Genomic DNA, 17,444 nt, shown 5'->3' with positions numbered 1-17,444 from the left:
GAAGAGGAGGAGGAGCTCCCGCCCCGGCCGCGCGTGCGGGCGGGCACGGCGCCGGGGCGGGAGCGGTCGGCTACTTCTGGATGCCGGCGCGCTGGATGGCGGCGGCGGTGAAGGTGATCTGCGCGGCGGCGTTCTCGTAGTCGTTGTCAGCCGCGGTGGGCAGCACGAGCTCGATCAGCGTGTTCAGCGAGACGTCGCCGGCGTCCGACGGGAAGGTGCCGGTCGCCGTGGGGGTGAGGCCGAAGTTCGCCGGCGTGAAGTTCGCGGCGTTGGCGACTCCGCCGATGGTCGACAGCTTGCCGCTGCCGGTCGTCGTCGTCGTGCCGGCGCAGGTGTACGGGCCGTTCACCGCGGGGGCGGTCGCGGCGGTCGTCCACGGCACGGTGCAGGTCAGCAGCCGGTAGTTGAGGCCGTCCGTGCCGGTGACCAGCGACTCGCCGGGGCCGGCGAGCAGCGGGTCGTCGGTGCCCGCGGTCTCCGAGGTGACGTCCTGGTAGAAGCGCACGGTGGAGACGAGGTCGCCGTCGTTGGTCGCGTTCGGCAGCACGAGGGTCAGCTGGCGCTGGATCGTGTCGCCGGGGGCGATGTCGGTGACGGTGAACGCTCCGGTGACGTTGATGTCGGTCTGGCCGGCGTCGACGTTGCCGACCGCGGTGCCGGAGTCGGTGAAGACGGCGAAGGCGCCGGCGCCGGCGAGGGCGCCCGCGGCGAGGAGGACACCGCCGGTGAGGGCGATCCTCTTCCAGGGGGCGCGCTTGCGGGAGTCGTTCTCGGTGGAGGCTGTGGCGGTCATGACGGTTCCTTTCAGATGGGTGCCCGGTGCGGGCCTGGTCTCCCTCACGCGGGCGTGTGCAGGACGGGTGGGAGGGTTCGTGGGGCGAGGCGGCCGCGGCATCAGCAGCCCCTCGCGGTGGCGACGGCCGGCTGGGCGACGGCGGTCGAGGGGGCCGACGCGGTGCCGAGCCAGCGCTGCAGGTCGGGTCGGACCCGCCACTGGTAGCTGCGGCCCTCGCCGAGTCGGTCGTCGGTGAAGGAGGTGGCGCTCGCCGCGGGCGTCGCGACGACGGTCCAGGCGCTGGGCGTCGCTCCGGCCAGGCGGCGCTCGAGGGTCCAGCCGGTGGCGCCGGGCGCGGCGGACCAGCTCACGAGCGTGCTCGGGCGGTTCGCGGTGCAGCTCGCGACGGGAGTGGCGACGACGGAGGAGCGGGTCCAGGCGCCGAGGCCGATCGCTCCGCTCGTCGTGTCGGTGTCGGTGAAGCCGCGGGGGACCAGCGGTGCCGGGTCGACGAAGACCGTGATCGTGCTGCTCGCGGTGAGCGCGCCGTCGCTCGCGGTGTAGGCGATCGGCACGGTGCCGGTGAAGGCCCCGGCGGGCGTGTAGCTGCAGGTCGCGCCCGTGCAGGAGAAGGTGCCGCTGCTCGCGGTGCCGACGGCGCTCAGGGTCAGCGTCGTGCCCGCGTCCTCGTCGGTGTCGTTGGCGAGCGGCGAGACGGTGACGGCGGGGCCGCCGGCGGTCGCGACGGCGCGGTCCGGGCGGGCGATCGGCGCGTGGTTGAGGGCGGTCACGGTGATCGTGACGCGGACGTTCCAGGTGCCGTAGGTGCCCGAGAGCGCGTAGTCGAAGACGTCGGTGCCGACGAAGGCGGCGACCGGGCGGTAGGTGCACTGCCCGCGGGTGGCGCCGCTGTCGACGCAGGTGACCGAGCCGAAGACCGGCGTCGCGGGGGCGGGCGTGGCGGCGCCTCCGACGACCTTGGGGGTCGCCGAGAGCTGGGCCCGGGAGAAGGTCGCACCGGTCGCCGCGGCGCCGTCGTTGGCGAGCACGTCGACGACGACCGAGCCGCCCTGGACGACCGTCGCCGCGTCGGGCAGCGGGTCGGGGATCACCGAGATCGTGACGGAGGCGGTGCGGGTGATCGCGGAGCCGGTCGGCGGGGTCGCGGTGGCGGTCGCGGTGTTCGAGATCGTGCCGGCCGTCACGTCCGCCGCGGTGGTCGTGTAGGTGGCGGTGGCGGTGACGACCTGGCCGGGGGTGAGCCGGCCGGCGGTGCCGGGCCAGGTGAAGGCGAGGGTGGAGAGGCCGGACTTGGGGTCGGTGATGCCGACGCTCGTCAGGGTCGTGTTGCCGGTGTTGGTGGCGCGGAAGGTGTACGTGACGACGGTGCCGGCGGTGCTGATGAAGGCCGGGTTCGCGGTCTTGGTGAAGGCGAGGTCGGCGGCGCGGGTGAGCGTGATCGTCCGGGTGGCGGTGCTGGTGACGGCGGCGCCGGTGGGCGGGGTGCCCGTCGCGGTGGCCGTGTTGACGACCGAGCCGGCGTCGATGTCGGCCTGGGTGAGCGTGTAGCTGGCGGTCGCGGTGACCTGCTGGTTGAGGCCGAGCTGGCCCGCGGTGCCGGGCCAGGGTCCGTAGACCACGGTCGCCTTGGGGTCGGTGATCGCGACGGACGTCAGCGGCACGTTGCCGGTGTTCACGAGGGTGAAGGAGTAGGTGATCGTCGAGCCGACCGCGGCGGCGCCGTTGAGCGTGCCGTTCTTGGTGAGCGTCAGGGCCGGCGCGTAGCGGATGGGCGTGGTGGTGCTCGAGCTCGCCGTGACGGTCGTGGGGCTGGCCGCGAGGGTGCGGCCGGTGACCGTCGCCGTGTTGGGGATCGCGGTGCCGCTGTTGATGTCGGCCTGGGTCACCGTGTACGCGGCGGAGGTGAAGACGGCCTGCGCGCCGGGAGCGAGGGCGGCGCTCGCCGGGGTGATCGACGCGACCTTCGGGTCGGTGACGGCGACGTTCTGCAGCGAGACGTTGCCGGTGTTGGTGGCGCGGAAGGTGTAGACGATCTGCTCGCCGACGTCGGCCTGCTGATTGCCGTTGGTGTCGGTGAGGGCGCCGGATTTCACGAGGGTGATCGCGGGGGCGGGGGCGGTGATGGGGGCGGTGACGGTCGAGCTGTTGCTCGTGAGCGTGGTCGTGCCGCTGAGCGCCGTGGCGGTCGCGGTGTTCACGAAGGTGGTGGCGAGAGCCTCCGCCGCGGTCACCCGATGGGTCGCTGTGCAGGTGACGGACGCGAGTGGCGCCAGCGTCGTGGCGGGGCAGGACATCCCGGTCGCGCCGGGATCGGCCACCGCGACGTTCGAGACGGACGCGAGCGACGAGGTGTTGGTGACGACGAACTGGTAGGGGATCGTCGAGCCCTCGCCGTAGCTCGCCGGCTGCGCGGTGGTGCGGTCGATCTGCTTGATCAGGCTGAGAGCGCCGAGATCGTTGATCGTCGACACCTTCACGTTGCGGATGAGGTGCGTGTCGCTCGACCCGCCCGTCGACGCGGTGAAGCCGAGCTTGAAGGTGGCGGGAGCGTCCGTCGTCATCGTGAACGACAGGAGCGGGGTGAGGCTCGCAGCGTCCATGCCGGCCGAGTTGCCCCAGTAGACGGTGACCAGGGGGCGCACGGCCGGCGAGACGGTGATGCGGACGGTGCGGCCGTACGCGGTCGTCGGATTCTGCGCGTCGGCGAGGACGAGCGTCGTGCGCACGGGACCGAGCAGAGGCGCCGGCGCATTGGCGATGTAGCAGTAGTTCGCCCGGTCCTGCCCCGGGCCGCGAGCGACGATGCGATTCGCCTGCTGCCCGGGCGGCGCAGGACTCGCGGGGCAGCCGGTGCCGAGTCCGCCGACCTGGGCCGCCGTGTTCGAGAAGTTGCCGAAGGCATCGAGCCCGATGCCGAGGTAGCCGCCGTTGACGCCGTTCGCTGCGGTGGCACCGGACGTGTTCTGCCCGTAGCCGAGCGCTCCGCCGGCGGCACCCGCCGCGGTCAGGGTCTTCGAGCCGTCGGTGAGGAAGAAGCCGATCCCGTCCGCACCGGTGCCGAGGCCGACCGTCCCGTACTGGTACTGGTCGAACTGCACGTCGAGCCCGCCGGTCGCCGGGATGGGCCGGTTGAAGACGGCACCGCCCTTCAGATTGATGCGGTTGTCGGTGAGCTGGAGGAACCCCAGGGCGGAGGACGCGAGCGGGGCGCCGGTGCGGTTCGCACAGACGCCGAGGTTGGAGGATCCCGAGGGGGGCGCGGCGGTCGCCTTGGTGAGACAGGCCTGATCGAGGGCCTGCCAGGCAGGATCGGGGACGCTCGTGGTGCCGAAGGACTCCTGCACGAGGACGGTCCCCGCCTCAGCGCGCGGCGCGGGCAGCACGACGAGCACGGCCGAGAGCAGGATGAGGATCAGCGTCAGTGCGAGCGAGCGGTGCGGGGCGGCCGGGGTCGGGCGACGGTGGCGGGCGAGCGCGCGCACTTCCGTCATGATCCGATCCCTCCGGGCTGCTCCGGCGGGCGGTCCGGGTGGAGCAGGCATCAAGATACGTTTCGGGTCGAGGCGCCTTGACCCCCGGACTGGGCACGCGCGGGTCCAATCCAGTGACGTGCTCTCAGGCTGCGTGCAGGGTGCGCTCAGCGGCGAGTGGTCGCCGACGGCGACGCGCGGCGGCCGCGGCGCGCGGGCGGGCGGCGGGCGCGCTGCCGACGGGCGCGGGTGGTGGCGGCGGACCGCGGGATCAGCGCGTCGCCGCGGTCGGCGCGGGGGAGCGGCGGCGGGCGAGCCGCCACCGCGGACGGCGGACCAGGCGGTGGCGCTCCGGTGCGGAGCGGCGGGCGCAAGCCCCGGCGCTGGCGGGGATGCGCAGACGACTGGCGCGACGGCGCGGTCGGCCCGGGCGGGGCGCGCGCCGCGCGTCCGTCATCCTGCGCCGATGCGGGGTCTCGATACGCGCTGCGCGCTGCTCGACCAGCATGCCTGCCGGCCCGCTTCATGCTGATCGAGCAGCCCGCGCAGCGGGCGCATCGAGATCCGCGCCTTCATGCTGATCGAGTAGCCCGCGCAGCGGGCGTATCGAGATCCACCCCCTGCAACCGCCGTGCGCCTACCCGCGCCGCCGGATCCGCCACGGCAGCGCCAGCCAGATGCCGGCGATGAGCACCGCCGTGACCGACGCCATCGTGATCGCCAGCGGCCGTGTCGTGACGACGTCGAAGATCAGCAGCACCGTCCCCACGAGCACCAGCGCCACCGCCATCAGCGTCAGCCGCAGCAGGACGTCGGCCGCGCGCACCAGCGTCCGCTTCGCCCGGCGGCGGAACAGCTCGCGGTGCAGGCTGACCGGCGCGAGCCCGAGCAGGGTCGCGAGCACCGAGCCGCTGATCAGCACCAGGTAGACGTCGGTCTGGAAGAGGTCGAGGTCCTCGAAGCGCTGCTGGAAGGCGATCGCCAGCAGGAACCCGGTGAGGATCTGGGTCCCGGTCTGGATGACCCGCAGCTCCTGCAGGATCTCGCTCCAGTTGCGGTCGAGCCGCTCGTTCTCGGTCTCGTCGCGGCCGTCACCGGGCAGGTCGTCGCGCGGATCGGCGGCGGGGTCCGGCTGCGGATCCGGGTGCGGTTCGGCGGGGGTGGGCGGCACCGTCCCATTGTGCCCGGCGACGTCCGTTCACCCCGCGTTCGCCCGAGCGCTGCCCTCAGCACTGGTGGGACGGGCGTCGGCGAGGCACCCTGGTCGCATGACGCGGCGATGGTGGCTCTCCCTGGCGGCGGTGGCCGCGACCGGTCTCGCGGTCGGCGGGGCGACCCTGTTCAGCTGGACGATCAGCGAGACGCCGTTCGACCGCCCCGATCCGGGCTTCGACCGGCTGACGGCGCAGATCGCGAGCGTCCCCGGAGTCGAGGTGCGGGAGTCCGCCCGCTGGGTCGAGGCGCCGGTCTTCCTCGACCCGACGTCCCGCCTCGTCCTCGACGTCGACGAGGCGAGCCTCCCCGCGGTGCTCGAGACCGCCTGCTCCACCGAGTACGCCGACCACGTCGCCTGGACGTTCCGGGTGCTGACCGACGGCGGCAACGCGGTCTCCGTGCACGGCCCGTGGGAGGGCTCCGGAGGCGCGAGCCGCTGCCCCGAGCTCGACGTCGATCCCGCCGGCCTGCTCGGCCCCCTCGACGACGTCGTCAGCGGACTCGATCTGCAGGCCGCCGTCTGGGACGGCACCGACGGCCGGACCGGCCGGTTCTCCCTCCTGGCGATCGAGGACCCCGAGGCCCCCGACGCCCTCCTGCCGCTCGTCGCCCACGCCGAGGACCTCCGCGCCGCGGCCGGGATCGCCGGTGACCGCCCGATCGAGATCAGCGGCTCCCGGATCAGCGCGCTGGTCCGGTCCGGGGAGCAGGAGCGCTACGCCGCCCTGCTCGCCGAGCTGCTGGGGCGGCACGGCGTGACGGGCTTCTTCGACAGCAGCGACGGCACGCAGACGGACGGCGTCGACAAGGTCCAGGTCACCGCCCCCGAGAGCGAGCACGCCGCCGTCGAGGAGGCCCTGCGCGAGTCCGGGCTGTCCATCGCGGATCTGCCGGTGCGGTTCCTGCCCGAGTCCTGAGCGCGGATCCCTCCGCGTGCGCCGCTACAGGTGCAGGAGGCTCCAGTCGATGATGACGGCGAGCGCGGTGAACAGCGCCGCGACCGCCCCCACCGCCTTGCCGGCCCGGTCGAGGTCGCTGCGGGGGCCGGGCCGCATGTCCGCGACGACGCGCAGCAGCGCCCCGAGCAGCGCGATCACGGTGACGGCCAGTATCCAGACCTTGAGCGAGACGTGCGAGTCGACGTCGAGCAGGGTGAGGGTCACCACCGGCACGAGCACGGCGAGGACCGACACGACGACCAGCAGGACGCCGCGCCGCGTGAGATCGGTGGGGCCGTAGGAGCCCTGGCTCAGCCAGGCGCGGAGCGGGCGGCGGGAGGCGGCGGCGGTCACGGCGCTCTCGGTCGTCGAGGTCTCGGTCGCGGTGATAGCGGCGGTCCCCGTCGCGGCGGTCTCTGTCTTCGCGCTCTCGGCCTCGCCGGCCCCGGTCGCGGCGGAGGCCTGGGGTGCGCTCGTGCTCACGGGCGGGCTCCTGAAGTGGGTGCGGGAGTGGCGCTGCCACAGGCGAAGAGGGGTCGGTCGAGTCTGGCGCCGCCGGGCCTCCGGCGGAAGAGCCGGTAGCGGACGTGTCCTGAAGCGGACAAGGGGGTCAGGGCGTCGTGTAGCTGCCCGAGGGAGTCTGGACGACCTTGCGGAGGCGCAGTGCGTCGGCGATGGACGAGTCCACGAGGCTGCGGATGTTGTCGGTCATCCGCACGATGCCGAACTGCATCATCGTGGCGCGCACGAGCAGGAGGTGAACTGATGAAAGCTGTTCCGAGAGCACGTTCTAAGCTTGCGCAGCGGGTAGGAATTCCCCTGATCTGCGGATTGCCAACTACCCAGGAGAAGCCGCTGTGGTCCTTCCGCTCATTCCTCTCGTCATTATCGTCGCCACCGCCGTGACCGGTGCTGGAGGCGGTGCTGTCGGCGTCTGGGGCGGTGCGCAGATCAAGCAGGCGAAGGCCGACATGAAGGCCCACGCGGCCAAGTACGCCGGGAGGCATGACCAGCATCTCGCGGAGGTGCAAAAGACCAACGATGCGTTGCAGGAGCTGGGCCGGTCGCAGTATCGAGCGCAGGAGGAGGTCATTTTCCGAATGCGGGCCTTCCTGGAGCGAAACGCTCGGCAGGTCCGCGCTCATGAGCATCTGATCCTCGACGGACTCGATGGCACCGAGAAGCCGGTCGTAGGGCTGACCCGTCTCGACAGGGATCTCGCGGGATGGGTGCGGGGTGTCGTCGGGTCGACGATCGCGGGAGTGGCGACGCCGGTTGCGATGCGCATGGGTGTCACGACCTTGGCAACGGCGGGTACGGGCACCGCGATCAGCGGCTTGAGCGGAGCGGCCGCAACAAGCGCGACGATGGCTTGGCTCGGCGGAGGTGCGCTTGCCGCCGGTGGTGGCGGAATGGCTCTCGGAGCGGTGATGTTGAACGTGGCGATCGTCGGACCTTCGCTCCTCCTCGCGGGGATCACGGTCAAGAACCGCGGAACGAAGGCGAAGACGGACGCTGCGATCCATCAGACCGAGATCGACATCGAGATCGCTCGACTGAATGAGCGCGACGAACTCTTGCAGGCTTTACAGACGCGGGCGCAGGAGATCGACGCGATCCTGATAAGGCTCATCGAGCAGACGGTCGACGCGATCGACGTACTTGAGTCGGAGCCGTTCGACGCCGATATGCACGCGAAGCGGTTCCAGGCGGCCGTGATCCTCGTCACGGCAGTGCGTGGCGTGGCGACGGCACCTATCGCGGACGAGAACGGCGCACTTGACGAACAGACCGGAGAACTCGTGTTCACTTACCGCAGGCAAGAGAAGGAGTGCGACCATGGTTGATGAGATCAAGAGGCAGACGTCCGAGTCGTCGAAGGTGGGACGGGTGGTCACCGCCGTCGCGGGCAAGTTCACGGCGGCTGATGCTCTCGGCGCTTTGACACAGCTCGTCGAAGCCTCGCGCGAGGCAGTGCAGATCCACGAAGTGGAGAGCACGAAGCGGGAGAAGCTGAAGACCTACCGCGAAACCGAAGTCGCTCGGATCGAAGCGTCCGAGCGAGTCCTGAAGGACTACTTCGATCGCGTGTTCGAGGAGCGGCGAGAGACGCATCGTCAGCTCTTCGCGGGGCTCGGCATCGCACTCCGCTCCGGAGACGGCGAGGCGCTCAAGATCGTTGTCGGCGGCATCGTCGAGGTCGCCCGCACGTCTCCGCTCGCCGATCTCGGGAATCTAGCCGAGCTGCGAGCCGCTTGGGACGACCCGGACACTGTCTTCGAGTTCTGAGCGAACCTTCGCACCGAGGATTTTCAGGTGGGCTAGAGCGGAGAATCCGCCTCTTCGCTGAAAGCGACCGTGTGTAGGACAGGCTCGCCCGCCAAGACCTGAGCGTGGAGGCGGTCCTCGAATTGCAGCGCTGACTCGCCCGAGAAGGCTCGTTCTCGGGGGTGGGAACGAGCCTTCTCGGGCGACTCAGTGGCGGGAAGGCGACTCAGCGGCGGGGAGGCGCTAGGCGGGCGGCGCGGGCGCGTCCAGCGCCAGCGCGCGGCCGCGGCGGAGCCGCGCGCGCAGGGCGTCGGCGCCGGGCTGCGGCGCCCGCCCCGTCAGCTGGACGAGGTCGTCGAACGGTCCGTCGATCGACTCCGCGACGAGGTACGCGGCGAGGTGGACGTAGGAGGACGCCCCGGCGATGCGCTCATTGGACGCGTCCTCGAAGAAGGTCACCGGCCCCTGCAGCGCGAGGGCGCGGACCTGGACGGCGGCGGCCTCCCGCTCGGCTCCGGTGAGCAGCGCGACCTCGGCGACGACCGCCGTGCGGTGCGTCCGCCGCGGCGGCGCGACCGCCTCGTCGAGCACGGTCCGGTAGACGGCGATCGTCGCCTCGGCGATGCCGTCCCAGGTGGTGGGGATCGTGCCGGACAGCGCCTGCAGCTCGGAGCGCAGCGCCTCGTCCTCGAGACCGCGGCGGATGGCCGCGGCGATCGAGGCGTCGTCGTGGGGATCGAACCTGGCGGCGTCGATCGGCACGAGGTCGACCAGGGAGGAGTTGTCGGACACGACGGCCGGCGCGCCGCTGACGAGCGCCTCGGCGACGGGCAGCCCGTAGCCCTCGTAGAAGGAGGGGAACACGAACAGCTCTGTGCTCCGGTACAGCGCCGCGAGGGTCTCGGACTCGACGTACCCGGTGAGGAGCACGTCGTCCGCGATCCCCAGCTCGGCCGCCATCGTCCGGTAGTGGTGCCGGGTCGGAGGATCGAGGCGGCAGACGACGCAGAGCTGGTGCGCCCGCCGGGTGTCGCTCGGCAGCAGCGCGTAGGCGCGCAGGAGTCCCGAGATGTTCTTCCGCAGGTCGCTGCCGCCGGTGTACATCAGGAAGCCCGCGCGGAGCCCCTCGACGTCGGCCGCCGCGCGCTCCCACGCGGTCTCGGCGGGCACGTCGGCGGCGAAGTGCTCCTCGACGGCGATCCCCGTCACGACGACGCGGTCGGGGTCCAGCCCGAGGCGCTCGATCGCCTCGTCCGCCGCCGCCTGCGAGATGCACAGCACGCGATCCGCCTGGCGCACCAGCTCCACGTGCGCGAGGTAGCGCGCCCGGGCCGACGGCAGGCGGAGGTACTCGTCGTCGAACACGAACGGGATGATGTCGAAGAGCGACACGACGTACGGGACGCGTCGCGGGTTCAGGATCCGGAACGGGTCGTGAGAGGTGTCGAAGGGCGAAGGGATGTGCCAGAGTCGCGCGTCCGGCAGCTCGCCGGGCTGCGTCGTCACGACGCGACCGGACTCCTGCAGCCCGGCCGGCAGCGGGGGAGTGCCCGCGCCGGGGGCGAGCACGAACGCCTCGACGGCACCCGGCTCGAGCGCCTCGATCGCGGCGAAGAGGCCCCGGGTGTAGACCGCGATCCCGCGCTCGGAGTGCAGCTGATCCTGCGTCGGGGTCAGGTCGACGAAGACGCCGCTGCTCACCGGCCGGCCCCGTCGTCCGTCGCCGCGGACGAGACGGCGCGCCCGAGGAGGGCGATGGAGTCGATGAGGGCCCGGTGGACCTCGGTGCTCTCGCGCGCGGTCGACGTGATCAGGTCCTCGAGGTGCCGTGCGCTCCCCTCGGTCGCCTCGGTGATCTCGGACAGCCGAGCGCTCCGACGGTCGTCGCCGGCCTCGATCTCGGCGATCCGGCCCTGCAGCGCCTCGACGGCGGTGGTCACCTCGGCGAGCTGACGCGTCACCTGGGCGAGCTGGTCGAGGACCAGCCGGGAGCGGGCCTCCTCCGCCTCGTCCCGGGACGCGCGCTCCTCCTCGGCCCGCCGCGAGCTCGGGCGGCTCGCGACGTCGTAGAGACGGCCGAGACCGCGTCCCACGAGCCGGCGGCCGCGGCCCAGGCCCCTGCCCAGGGGCGACCCGGGGTCCGGGCGTCCCGCGGTCACCGTCCGCTCCGGTCGTCGGGTCGCGGTGACCGGTCGGTCGTGCGGCCGGCCCGATGCGGGAGGCAGTGCTTCCGCTCAGGAGAGCAGCGGTTCTGGTTCGGAGAGGAGGACATCGTCGGGGTCACGGTTCTCGCAGTCTGGTCGGGCTGGTGGTGCACGCCGACGAGCGGCGCCCGGTCTGCGCTCACGTGGGACGACGGAGCGCCCACTTTTCGCGCCGGAACATCCTCACACGGTCCGGGTGCGAGAAGCTGGGCGGTCCGTCATCGACGTCGGCGTCAGCGGGACACGATCCGCGCCGCGCAGGCCCGGATCAGCGCCCGCCGACCCCGATCAGCGCCCGCAGGCCCCGATCAGCCCCTGCTGGCCCAGATCGCCCGGCCGTCCCGCGAGTAGAGCACGAGGTTGCCGTCGTTCTGCATGACCAGCTTCGACCCGGGGTTCCCGCTGGTGTTCGTCGCCCACCGGGCGGAGCCGGAGGTGGTGTAGACGACGGCGTTGCCGTCCGCCTGCATCTCGAGGCGGTTGCCCGCACCCGTCGTGCCGGTCGCCCAGCGGGGGGTGCCGCGGGTGATGACCACGAGGTTGCCGTCGGTCTGCATGACCGCCTCGCTGGTCCCGTCGCTCGAGCGCAGCTTCTGGCCGGCGGTCAGGCGGCTGCCGGCGGCCAGCGTGTCGCCGCTCGCGGGCTTCGGGGCGGAGTCGCTCGCCCACAGGGCGCGGCCCGAGGTGGAGTAGACGACGAGGTTGCCGTCGTTCTGCATGACCAGCCGCGCACCCGGCTGTCCCGCGGTCTCGGAGGCCCAGACCGCCCGGCCGGAGGCCGTGTAGACGACGGCGTTGCCGTCCGTCTGCATGACGAGGCGGTCGCCGTCGGGCTGCGTGCCCGCCGCCCAGCGCACGCCGGTGCGCGAGTAGACGGCGAGGTTGCCGTCGCCCTGCATCGCCGCCCGGGAGGCTCCGTCGGCGGAGGTCAGCTGCTGGCCCCGGCGCAGTTCGCCGCCGGCGGTGAGGACGTCGCGGCTGGTGCTGCTCCCGCCCTGGTACTGCACGGAGGAGCAGCCGAGGTCCTTCGAGCCCGGACCGCGCGAGTCGCCCGTGCCGACCCAGCGGTTCCAGCCGACGGAGGCGGCGCTCGCGCAGACCGTGTAGGTGCCGGTCGCCGAGGCGGGGGCCGTGGCGGTGTAGCCGTGGCGGCGGCCGGCCGCCGGGTACTCCCGGGAGGAGATGTCGCCGCGGTCGCCGTCGGCGTTCACGGTGCGCACGGTGCGCGACCCGTTGGGAGCGGTGATCGTGACGGTGACGCTGAGCGCGGCCTGCTGCGTGGTCGGGTCGACGGTCCAGCCGGTCGCGGTGAGGGTGTTGTTGGAGATCTGCGGTCCGTCGACCTGGCCGACCGGCGCGATGCCCGCGTTGGCGAGGGTGCCCGCGGGGTTCCACTCGCTGAAGAGGAACCAGAAGTTGATGTTGCCGTAGGTGGCGCAGGAGGCGTCGCCCTGCCCGGTCAGCGCGTAGCGGTTGGGCTGGTACGGCGTGTAGTAGTAGAGGTCCGAGGTGGCCTGGTTGCGCACGGTGACGGGCGAGGAGCCGCAGCGGGACTCGGGGTAGTAGGCGATGGACGGCGTCCTGCCGGGCGCGTACGTCGTGAAGTTCGAGCCGGATCCGGGCGGGTTCGCGTAGCGCTTGAACTGGCGCGCCGCGCTGTACACCTGGGTGAAGAAGCCGGCCGAGCCCGGGTCGCAGGCGGCGGTGTCGGGGCAGTTGAACCCGGTCGCCTTGTTGTAGTCGTTCGCGGTCGGCGTCGTCGTGGTGACGAGGCTGCGCTCCTTCTGCACCAGCACGACGAGCACCAGCGGATTGATGCCGCAGGCCGCGCCGACGCGGGTGAAGATCGACGCCGCGCTCTCGTTCGCCGCTCCGGCGTAGGCGCTGCACATCGCGTCCGCGGGCTTCGAGCTCGTGCGCTGCGAGAAGTTCTTCAGGCAGGGGACGTCCACACCGGTCGTGCAGCTGCTCCCCTTGTCGTTCAGCAGGTTCTGCACCTGCTGGGTCGTCATCGCGTCGCTGTCGAAGAAGTTCGCGTCGCTCACGATGAAGTCGGCACGGAAGCTCTTCGTCTGGCCCTCGCTGTAGACCTGGGTCGACTGCGGCGGCAGCCCCTGGTCGGCACGGTCGAGCGACGGGTCGAGCGCGCCCGTCTCGACCGACTGGGTCGACTGGGTCGAGGTCGTCGCGTCGTCCGCGGCCGTGGCCGCGGTGACGGGGACGAGGGCCCCTCCGACCCCGACGGCGGCGGCGAGCAGCGCGGTGAGCAGGCGGGACGAGCGTCGATGATTCCCCATGGTGGTGCAGCCTACAAGCGGCCGGCGCCCCCGGCAGGGCCGCCTGACGCCCCCCGTCCGGCGGGCACGCGGCCCCTCAGCCCTGTCCTGTCGCGAAGTGCCGCACGACCGGGCGCTCCACGATGCTCACGAGCGCGTACAGCGCCACGGCCACCGCGACCACGACCACCGTCTCCGACCACAGCGCGCTGAAGCGCGAGGCCGCGTAGTCGCGGACGAGCATGCTGCCGAGGCCCTCGCCCGTCGCGAGCCACTCCGCCAGCGTCGCGCCCGCGAAGGCGCCCGGGACGGCGATGCGGGCCGACGCGAAGATCGCGGGCAGGGCGTAGAGCAGGCGGACCTTCCGGGTCACCATCGCCGTCGAGCCGCCCATCGAGACGACGAGGTCGCAGGCGAGGACCGGCGCGGCGCGCAGGGCGGCCGCGACGCTCACCAGGGTCGGGAAGAAGGTCACCAGCGAGACGATCACCGTCACGCCGAGCAGCCCGCGCCCGAAGACGAGGGCGAGCAGCGGGGTCATCGCGACGAGCGGGATCGAGCGCATCACCACGGCGGCCGGCAGCACCGTGCGCTCGACCCAGCGCGACAGCACGATCCCGACCGCGACGAGGCAGGCGAGGGCGGTGCCGATGACGTAGCCGACCCCGGCGTCGCGGAGGGTGATCGCCAGGCCGTCGAGGATGAGCCCCCGATTCTCGGCGGCGTCCGGATCCGCGAAGAGATGGGTCAGCACGTCCAGCGGCGTCTTCGCGAAGTACGGCGACAGATCGAACGCCAGGATCGCGCCCCACCAGACCGCGACGACCACCGCGATCGAGCCGAGTAGCCCGAGGAGCGCCGTCACGGCACTCCGGCCGCCGCGCAGCCCCGAGGCGGTCGCGATGCTCTGGCCGACCGCGGTCGAGACGTCGCGCGAGACCCACGGAGTGGCGGCGCGCCCGATCAGTCCGGCCGCGAAGTAGACGAGCCCGGCCAGTGCCGACATCGTCAGTGCGACCGCCCAGGTCCGCGGCACCTGGAACGACGACTGCGCCTGCACGAGCATCACGCCGAGGCCGCGGGAGGCGCCGAGGTACTCGCCGAGGATGGTGCCGAGGATCGCGGCGGGCGCGGCGATCTGCAGGCCGGCGAAGAGGCCCGGGAGCATCGCCGTCAGCCGAGCCTTCCGCAGCACGACGCGGTCCGAGCCGCCCATCGAGCGGACGAGGTCCACCGTCGCGCCGTTCACCGAGCGCAGGCCCAGCAGGCAGGACACGAGCGTGGTGAACAGCACCGACAGCCCGGCCAGGATCTGCTTGGGCATGTCGCCCGGGAAGACCACGACCAGGATCGGCGTGATCGCCACCAGCGGCACGCAGAAGCTCATCACGGCGATCCGGAGCAGCACCCGCTCGGTCCACGGGACCTGGACGAACAGGATCGCGGCGAGCACGGCGACCGCGTTGCCGACGACGTAGCCGATGCCCGCGTTGGCGAGGGTCGCGCCGACGTTCATCGGCAGCACGGACAGGTCGTCGACGAACGCGCCCACCACGGCCCACGGCGTCGGGACGACGCGCAGGGGAGCGGCGACGAGCGCGACGAGCCACCACAGCGCGATCAGCCCGAGGATCGGGACCACGCGGCCGACGACGCCGCGCGGCCGACGGCGGATCAGCACGGCGCTGGTGCGGGTGCTCGGCTGCTCCGGCGGGGCGAGCGCCGTCACCGCGGCACTCCCGCCGCGATCGTCTCGCCGAACAGGCCGCGCGAGAGCCGGTCGCAGTAGGTGTGGAACTCCGGCGTCTGCTGCAGCTCGGCGGTGCGCGGGCGCGGCAGGTCGATGTCGACGATCTCGACGATCCGGCCCGGCCGCGCCGCCATCAGCACCACGCGGTCGGCGAGGAACACGGCCTCGCTGATGCTGTGGGTGACGAGCAGCGTCGTGGTGGCGCGCTCGGTCCAGATCCGCTGCAGCTCGAGGTTCAGCCGGTGCCGGGTGACCTCGTCGAGCGCGCCGAACGGCTCGTCGAGCAGCAGCGCGTCCGGCTCCATGGCCAGCGCGCGAGCGAGGGACACCCGCTGGCGCATGCCGCCCGAGAGCTGCGCGGGCTTGGCCTTCTCGAAGCCGGTCAGGCCGACCAGCTCGATCAGCGCGGCGATCGCGGCACGGTCGGTGCGCCGCCCCGACACCTCGTAGGCGAGCGCGATGTTGGACGCGGCGCTGCGCCAGGGCAGCAGCGCCGAGTCCTGGAACGCCACTCCGACGCGGTGGTCGATCCGGGCGCGCTCCGGGTCGGCGCCGTGCAGCTGCGCGACGCCCCCGCTCACGCCCTCGAGACCGGCGAAGATCCGCAGGAGCGTCGACTTGCCGCAGCCCGAGGGCCCCAGGAGGGCGGTGAACTCGCCCTCCCGGGTCTCCAGGTCGACGCCGTCGAGCGCGCGCACCGTGCCGCGGCCGACGTCGAACTCCTTGACGACGCCCGCGGCGGAGAGGCCGAGGGTCACGCCTTCCACTCCCCGGCGGCGCGGAGGCGGAGGATCTCGTCCTTCAGCGCGCTGTCGCGGCCCGCGACCTCGTTGACCAGCTCCGAGCCGCCGCCGTCGCCCCAGAAGTCGTCGACCGAGCGGCCGGCGAGCTGGCCGCGCCGGGTGTGCACGTCGAGCGCGTACTCCGGGATCTCGAACGGCTTCTCGGAGGCGTTGATGAGGTGCATGGTCAGGTTCGCGAGCTCGTCCGAGGTGCGGTCCTTGGTGCGCTCGGAGAGGAAGCGGATCGCGTGGGTCGCGAAGAGCCAGCGGTCGCCGAACGAGCGGTCGAGGCGCTGGTGCATCAGGTAGAGGCTGTTGACGACGACAGGCTCGGAGTAGCTGCCGTCGCCGACGTCCTCGCAGGAGACGACGTTGAGGCGGGCCCACATCATCTCCTCGAGGTCGGCGCTGGACTCGAACATCTCGCGGCCGACGAGCAGCGCGAGCTGGGTGTCGCCGCGGCGGATCGACTTCTGCAGGGTCGAGATGAGCTCGTCGGCGGGGTAGCCGCGGACGGAGGTGACGCGGGTCCAGGGGTCTTCGGAGAAGTGCACGGGCATGGGTGGTCTCGCTTTCAGGAGGAGCGTGTCGCTGGAGAAGGGTGGGCGCGGCGTCAGCCGGCGTGGATCTCGTCGAGGATCGAGGTGTCGAAGAGCGAGTCGAGGTCGCCCTCGACACCCTGGCCCTCGAGGGTCGCGATGTTCGCGGCGATGCCCTCGGGGCTCATCGTGAGGAGGCCGTTCTGCTCGGTCTCGGCGGTCTGCACGAGCGGGACGAACGCCTTAGCGGCGAGCTTCTGCTGCTCGAGGTCGAGGTTCTGGCTCTTGCCGGGTCCGTCGACGACGTAGGCGGCCGCGTCGTCGGGATCGGCGAGCGCGGTGGTCCAGCCGGCGACGGTGCCCTCGACGACGGCCTTGACGGCGGCGCGCTGCGTCTCGTCGGCGAGCGCCTCCTCCGTGGTGAAGAGCACGTTGCCCCAGGCCTCGTAGCCGTAGTCGCTCAGCGGGAAGGCGACGGTGTCGATGCCCTGCAGCTTCAGGGTGACCGGCTGGTTGTTGAGGAAGGAGACGAACGCGTCGCAGTCGCCCGCGACGAGGGGCGACGGGTCGAAGTCGGCCGTCACGTACTCGACGTCCGAGGGCTCGATGTCGTTGGCGGTGAGGATGCCGTCCATGATCGAGACGCCCGAGGTCTGGATGCACAGGCGCGAGCCGACCAGGTCGTCGAGCGTGTTCACGGGCGACGAGGCGAGCGACATGATGCTCATCGGGTTGACCTGGAGGGTCGCGCCGACGATGACCAGCGGCGCGCCCTCGTTGCGGGCGCGGGCGACGACGTCGGCGGAGGAGAGGCCGACGAGCGCCTTGCCGCTGGCGACCAGCGGCTCGACGGTCGTGCTCGGGCCGCCGGGCGTGATCGTGATGTCGACACCGGCGTCGGCGTAGTCGCCGTCGCGCTCGCCGATGAACGGGCCCATGTTCTCGACGTTGGCGATCCAGCCCAGCTGGAGGGTGGCGGCCTGGGTGCCGCCGCCCTCGGACGCGGAGCTGTCGGAGCCGGCGCAGCCGGCGAGGAGGCCGACGGTGCAGGCGCCGGCGAGGAGGGCGAGGACGGCGCGGGGAGCGCGGCGGAGCAGGGGTGCGGGCATGACGACCTTCACGGGGAGGGGAGCGCGGAGCGCTCGAGAGGAGGTGCGGGCGCGCTGGAGGCGTCCGCGACGGACCGCGGCAGGGCGCGGTCGGGAG

Annotated in this window: 15 protein-coding genes; 3 read left to right on the top strand and 12 right to left on the bottom strand. The window is 72.3% G+C overall.

Going from position 1 to position 17,444, the window contains the following annotated elements; translation table 11 throughout:
• Nucleotides 1-70: 70 nt before the first annotated feature.
• The 3 genes from EDF17_RS18875 to EDF17_RS18865 all read right to left on the bottom strand — a co-directional run bounded on the left by EDF17_RS18875 (nucleotide 71) and on the right by EDF17_RS18865 (nucleotide 5,437).
• Entirely contained in the window at nucleotides 71-793 is a 723-nt protein-coding gene (locus EDF17_RS18875; RefSeq protein ID WP_123444452.1) for a TasA family protein, read from the bottom strand.
• A 101-nt stretch (nucleotides 794-894) separates the two neighbouring features.
• The gene (locus EDF17_RS18870) at nucleotides 895-4,287 is read right to left on the bottom strand and encodes an Ig-like domain-containing protein (protein WP_123444453.1); all 3,393 of its coding nucleotides are present in this window, start codon (nucleotides 4,285-4,287) and stop codon (nucleotides 895-897) included.
• A 616-nt stretch (nucleotides 4,288-4,903) separates the two neighbouring features.
• A complete protein-coding gene (locus EDF17_RS18865) occupies nucleotides 4,904-5,437 on the bottom strand; it encodes a DUF6328 family protein (RefSeq protein ID WP_243732976.1) in 534 nt (177 codons plus the stop codon).
• A 97-nt stretch (nucleotides 5,438-5,534) separates the two neighbouring features.
• Here EDF17_RS18865 and EDF17_RS18860 point away from each other — a divergent pair, with 97 nt between their 5' ends.
• Nucleotides 5,535-6,398, top strand: coding sequence for a hypothetical protein (locus tag EDF17_RS18860; RefSeq protein ID WP_123444454.1), 864 nt, complete (start codon nucleotides 5,535-5,537; stop codon nucleotides 6,396-6,398).
• A gap of 24 nt (nucleotides 6,399-6,422) precedes the next feature.
• On the opposite strand, the gene EDF17_RS18855 is transcribed toward EDF17_RS18860, so the two are convergent.
• Together EDF17_RS18855 and EDF17_RS20040 are read right to left on the bottom strand one after the other, a co-directional pair.
• Nucleotides 6,423-6,902, bottom strand: coding sequence for a hypothetical protein (locus EDF17_RS18855; protein WP_123444455.1), 480 nt, complete (start codon nucleotides 6,900-6,902; stop codon nucleotides 6,423-6,425).
• Nucleotides 6,903-7,029: 127 nt separating this feature from the next.
• Nucleotides 7,030-7,167 carry a hypothetical protein gene (locus EDF17_RS20040; protein ID WP_166649748.1) on the bottom strand — a complete coding sequence of 46 codons (138 nt, stop codon included), beginning with the start codon at nucleotides 7,165-7,167 and terminating at the stop codon, nucleotides 7,030-7,032.
• A gap of 109 nt (nucleotides 7,168-7,276) precedes the next feature.
• On the opposite strand from EDF17_RS20040, the gene EDF17_RS18850 reads away from it, so the two are divergent.
• Together EDF17_RS18850 and EDF17_RS18845 are read left to right on the top strand one after the other, a co-directional pair.
• Nucleotides 7,277-8,266: a hypothetical protein gene (locus EDF17_RS18850; protein ID WP_123444456.1), complete on the top strand. Its 990-nt coding sequence runs from the start codon at nucleotides 7,277-7,279 to the stop codon at nucleotides 8,264-8,266.
• Nucleotides 8,259-8,708, top strand: coding sequence for a hypothetical protein (locus tag EDF17_RS18845; protein WP_208110658.1), 450 nt, complete (start codon nucleotides 8,259-8,261; stop codon nucleotides 8,706-8,708). Before EDF17_RS18850 ends, EDF17_RS18845 begins: the two co-directional genes overlap by 8 nt.
• 222 nt (nucleotides 8,709-8,930) lie before the next feature.
• On the opposite strand, the gene EDF17_RS18840 is transcribed toward EDF17_RS18845, so the two are convergent.
• From EDF17_RS18840 to EDF17_RS18810, 7 genes are all read right to left on the bottom strand, one after another.
• A complete protein-coding gene (locus EDF17_RS18840) occupies nucleotides 8,931-10,388 on the bottom strand; it encodes a glycosyltransferase family 1 protein (protein WP_123444457.1) in 1,458 nt (485 codons plus the stop codon).
• A complete protein-coding gene (locus tag EDF17_RS18835) occupies nucleotides 10,385-10,846 on the bottom strand; it encodes a hypothetical protein (RefSeq protein WP_123444458.1) in 462 nt (153 codons plus the stop codon). Before EDF17_RS18835 ends, EDF17_RS18840 begins: the two co-directional genes overlap by 4 nt.
• Nucleotides 10,847-11,199: 353 nt before the next feature.
• Entirely contained in the window at nucleotides 11,200-13,188 is a 1,989-nt protein-coding gene (locus EDF17_RS18830) for a hypothetical protein (protein WP_123444459.1), read from the bottom strand.
• Nucleotides 13,189-13,264: 76 nt separating this feature from the next.
• Nucleotides 13,265-14,896, bottom strand: coding sequence for an ABC transporter permease subunit (locus EDF17_RS18825; RefSeq protein ID WP_123444460.1), 1,632 nt, complete (start codon nucleotides 14,894-14,896; stop codon nucleotides 13,265-13,267).
• Entirely contained in the window at nucleotides 14,893-15,675 is a 783-nt protein-coding gene (locus EDF17_RS18820; protein WP_243732975.1) for an ABC transporter ATP-binding protein, read from the bottom strand. The genes EDF17_RS18825 and EDF17_RS18820 overlap by 4 nt, the downstream gene beginning before the upstream one ends.
• Nucleotides 15,672-16,259, bottom strand: a complete 588-nt coding sequence (locus tag EDF17_RS18815) for an AAA family ATPase (protein ID WP_123444462.1) — start codon at nucleotides 16,257-16,259, stop codon at nucleotides 15,672-15,674. The genes EDF17_RS18820 and EDF17_RS18815 overlap by 4 nt, the downstream gene beginning before the upstream one ends.
• A gap of 53 nt (nucleotides 16,260-16,312) precedes the next feature.
• Nucleotides 16,313-17,347, bottom strand: coding sequence for an ABC transporter substrate-binding protein (locus EDF17_RS18810; RefSeq protein WP_133672162.1), 1,035 nt, complete (start codon nucleotides 17,345-17,347; stop codon nucleotides 16,313-16,315).
• Nucleotides 17,348-17,444 lie beyond the last annotated feature (97 nt).

This window comes from Rathayibacter sp. PhB1, from assembly GCF_004362935.1.
GTDB classification, from domain to species: Bacteria; Actinomycetota; Actinomycetes; order Actinomycetales; family Microbacteriaceae; genus Rathayibacter; species Rathayibacter festucae.
This window is presented reverse-complemented; position numbering and strand designations above follow the sequence as displayed.

Coding starts and splice junctions, on each gene's coding strand:
- EDF17_RS18875 (WP_123444452.1), bottom strand. CDS start 793: ATGACCGCCACAGCCTCCACCGAGAACGACTCCCGCAAGCGCGCCCCC.
- EDF17_RS18870 (WP_123444453.1), bottom strand. CDS start 4,287: ATGACGGAAGTGCGCGCGCTCGCCCGCCACCGTCGCCCGACCCCGGCC.
- EDF17_RS18860 (WP_123444454.1), top strand. CDS start 5,535: ATGACGCGGCGATGGTGGCTCTCCCTGGCGGCGGTGGCCGCGACCGGT.
- EDF17_RS18845 (WP_208110658.1), top strand. CDS start 8,259: ATGGTTGATGAGATCAAGAGGCAGACGTCCGAGTCGTCGAAGGTGGGA.
- EDF17_RS18830 (WP_123444459.1), bottom strand. CDS start 13,188: ATGGGGAATCATCGACGCTCGTCCCGCCTGCTCACCGCGCTGCTCGCC.
- EDF17_RS18815 (WP_123444462.1), bottom strand. CDS start 16,259: ATGCCCGTGCACTTCTCCGAAGACCCCTGGACCCGCGTCACCTCCGTC.
- EDF17_RS18810 (WP_133672162.1), bottom strand. CDS start 17,347: ATGCCCGCACCCCTGCTCCGCCGCGCTCCCCGCGCCGTCCTCGCCCTC.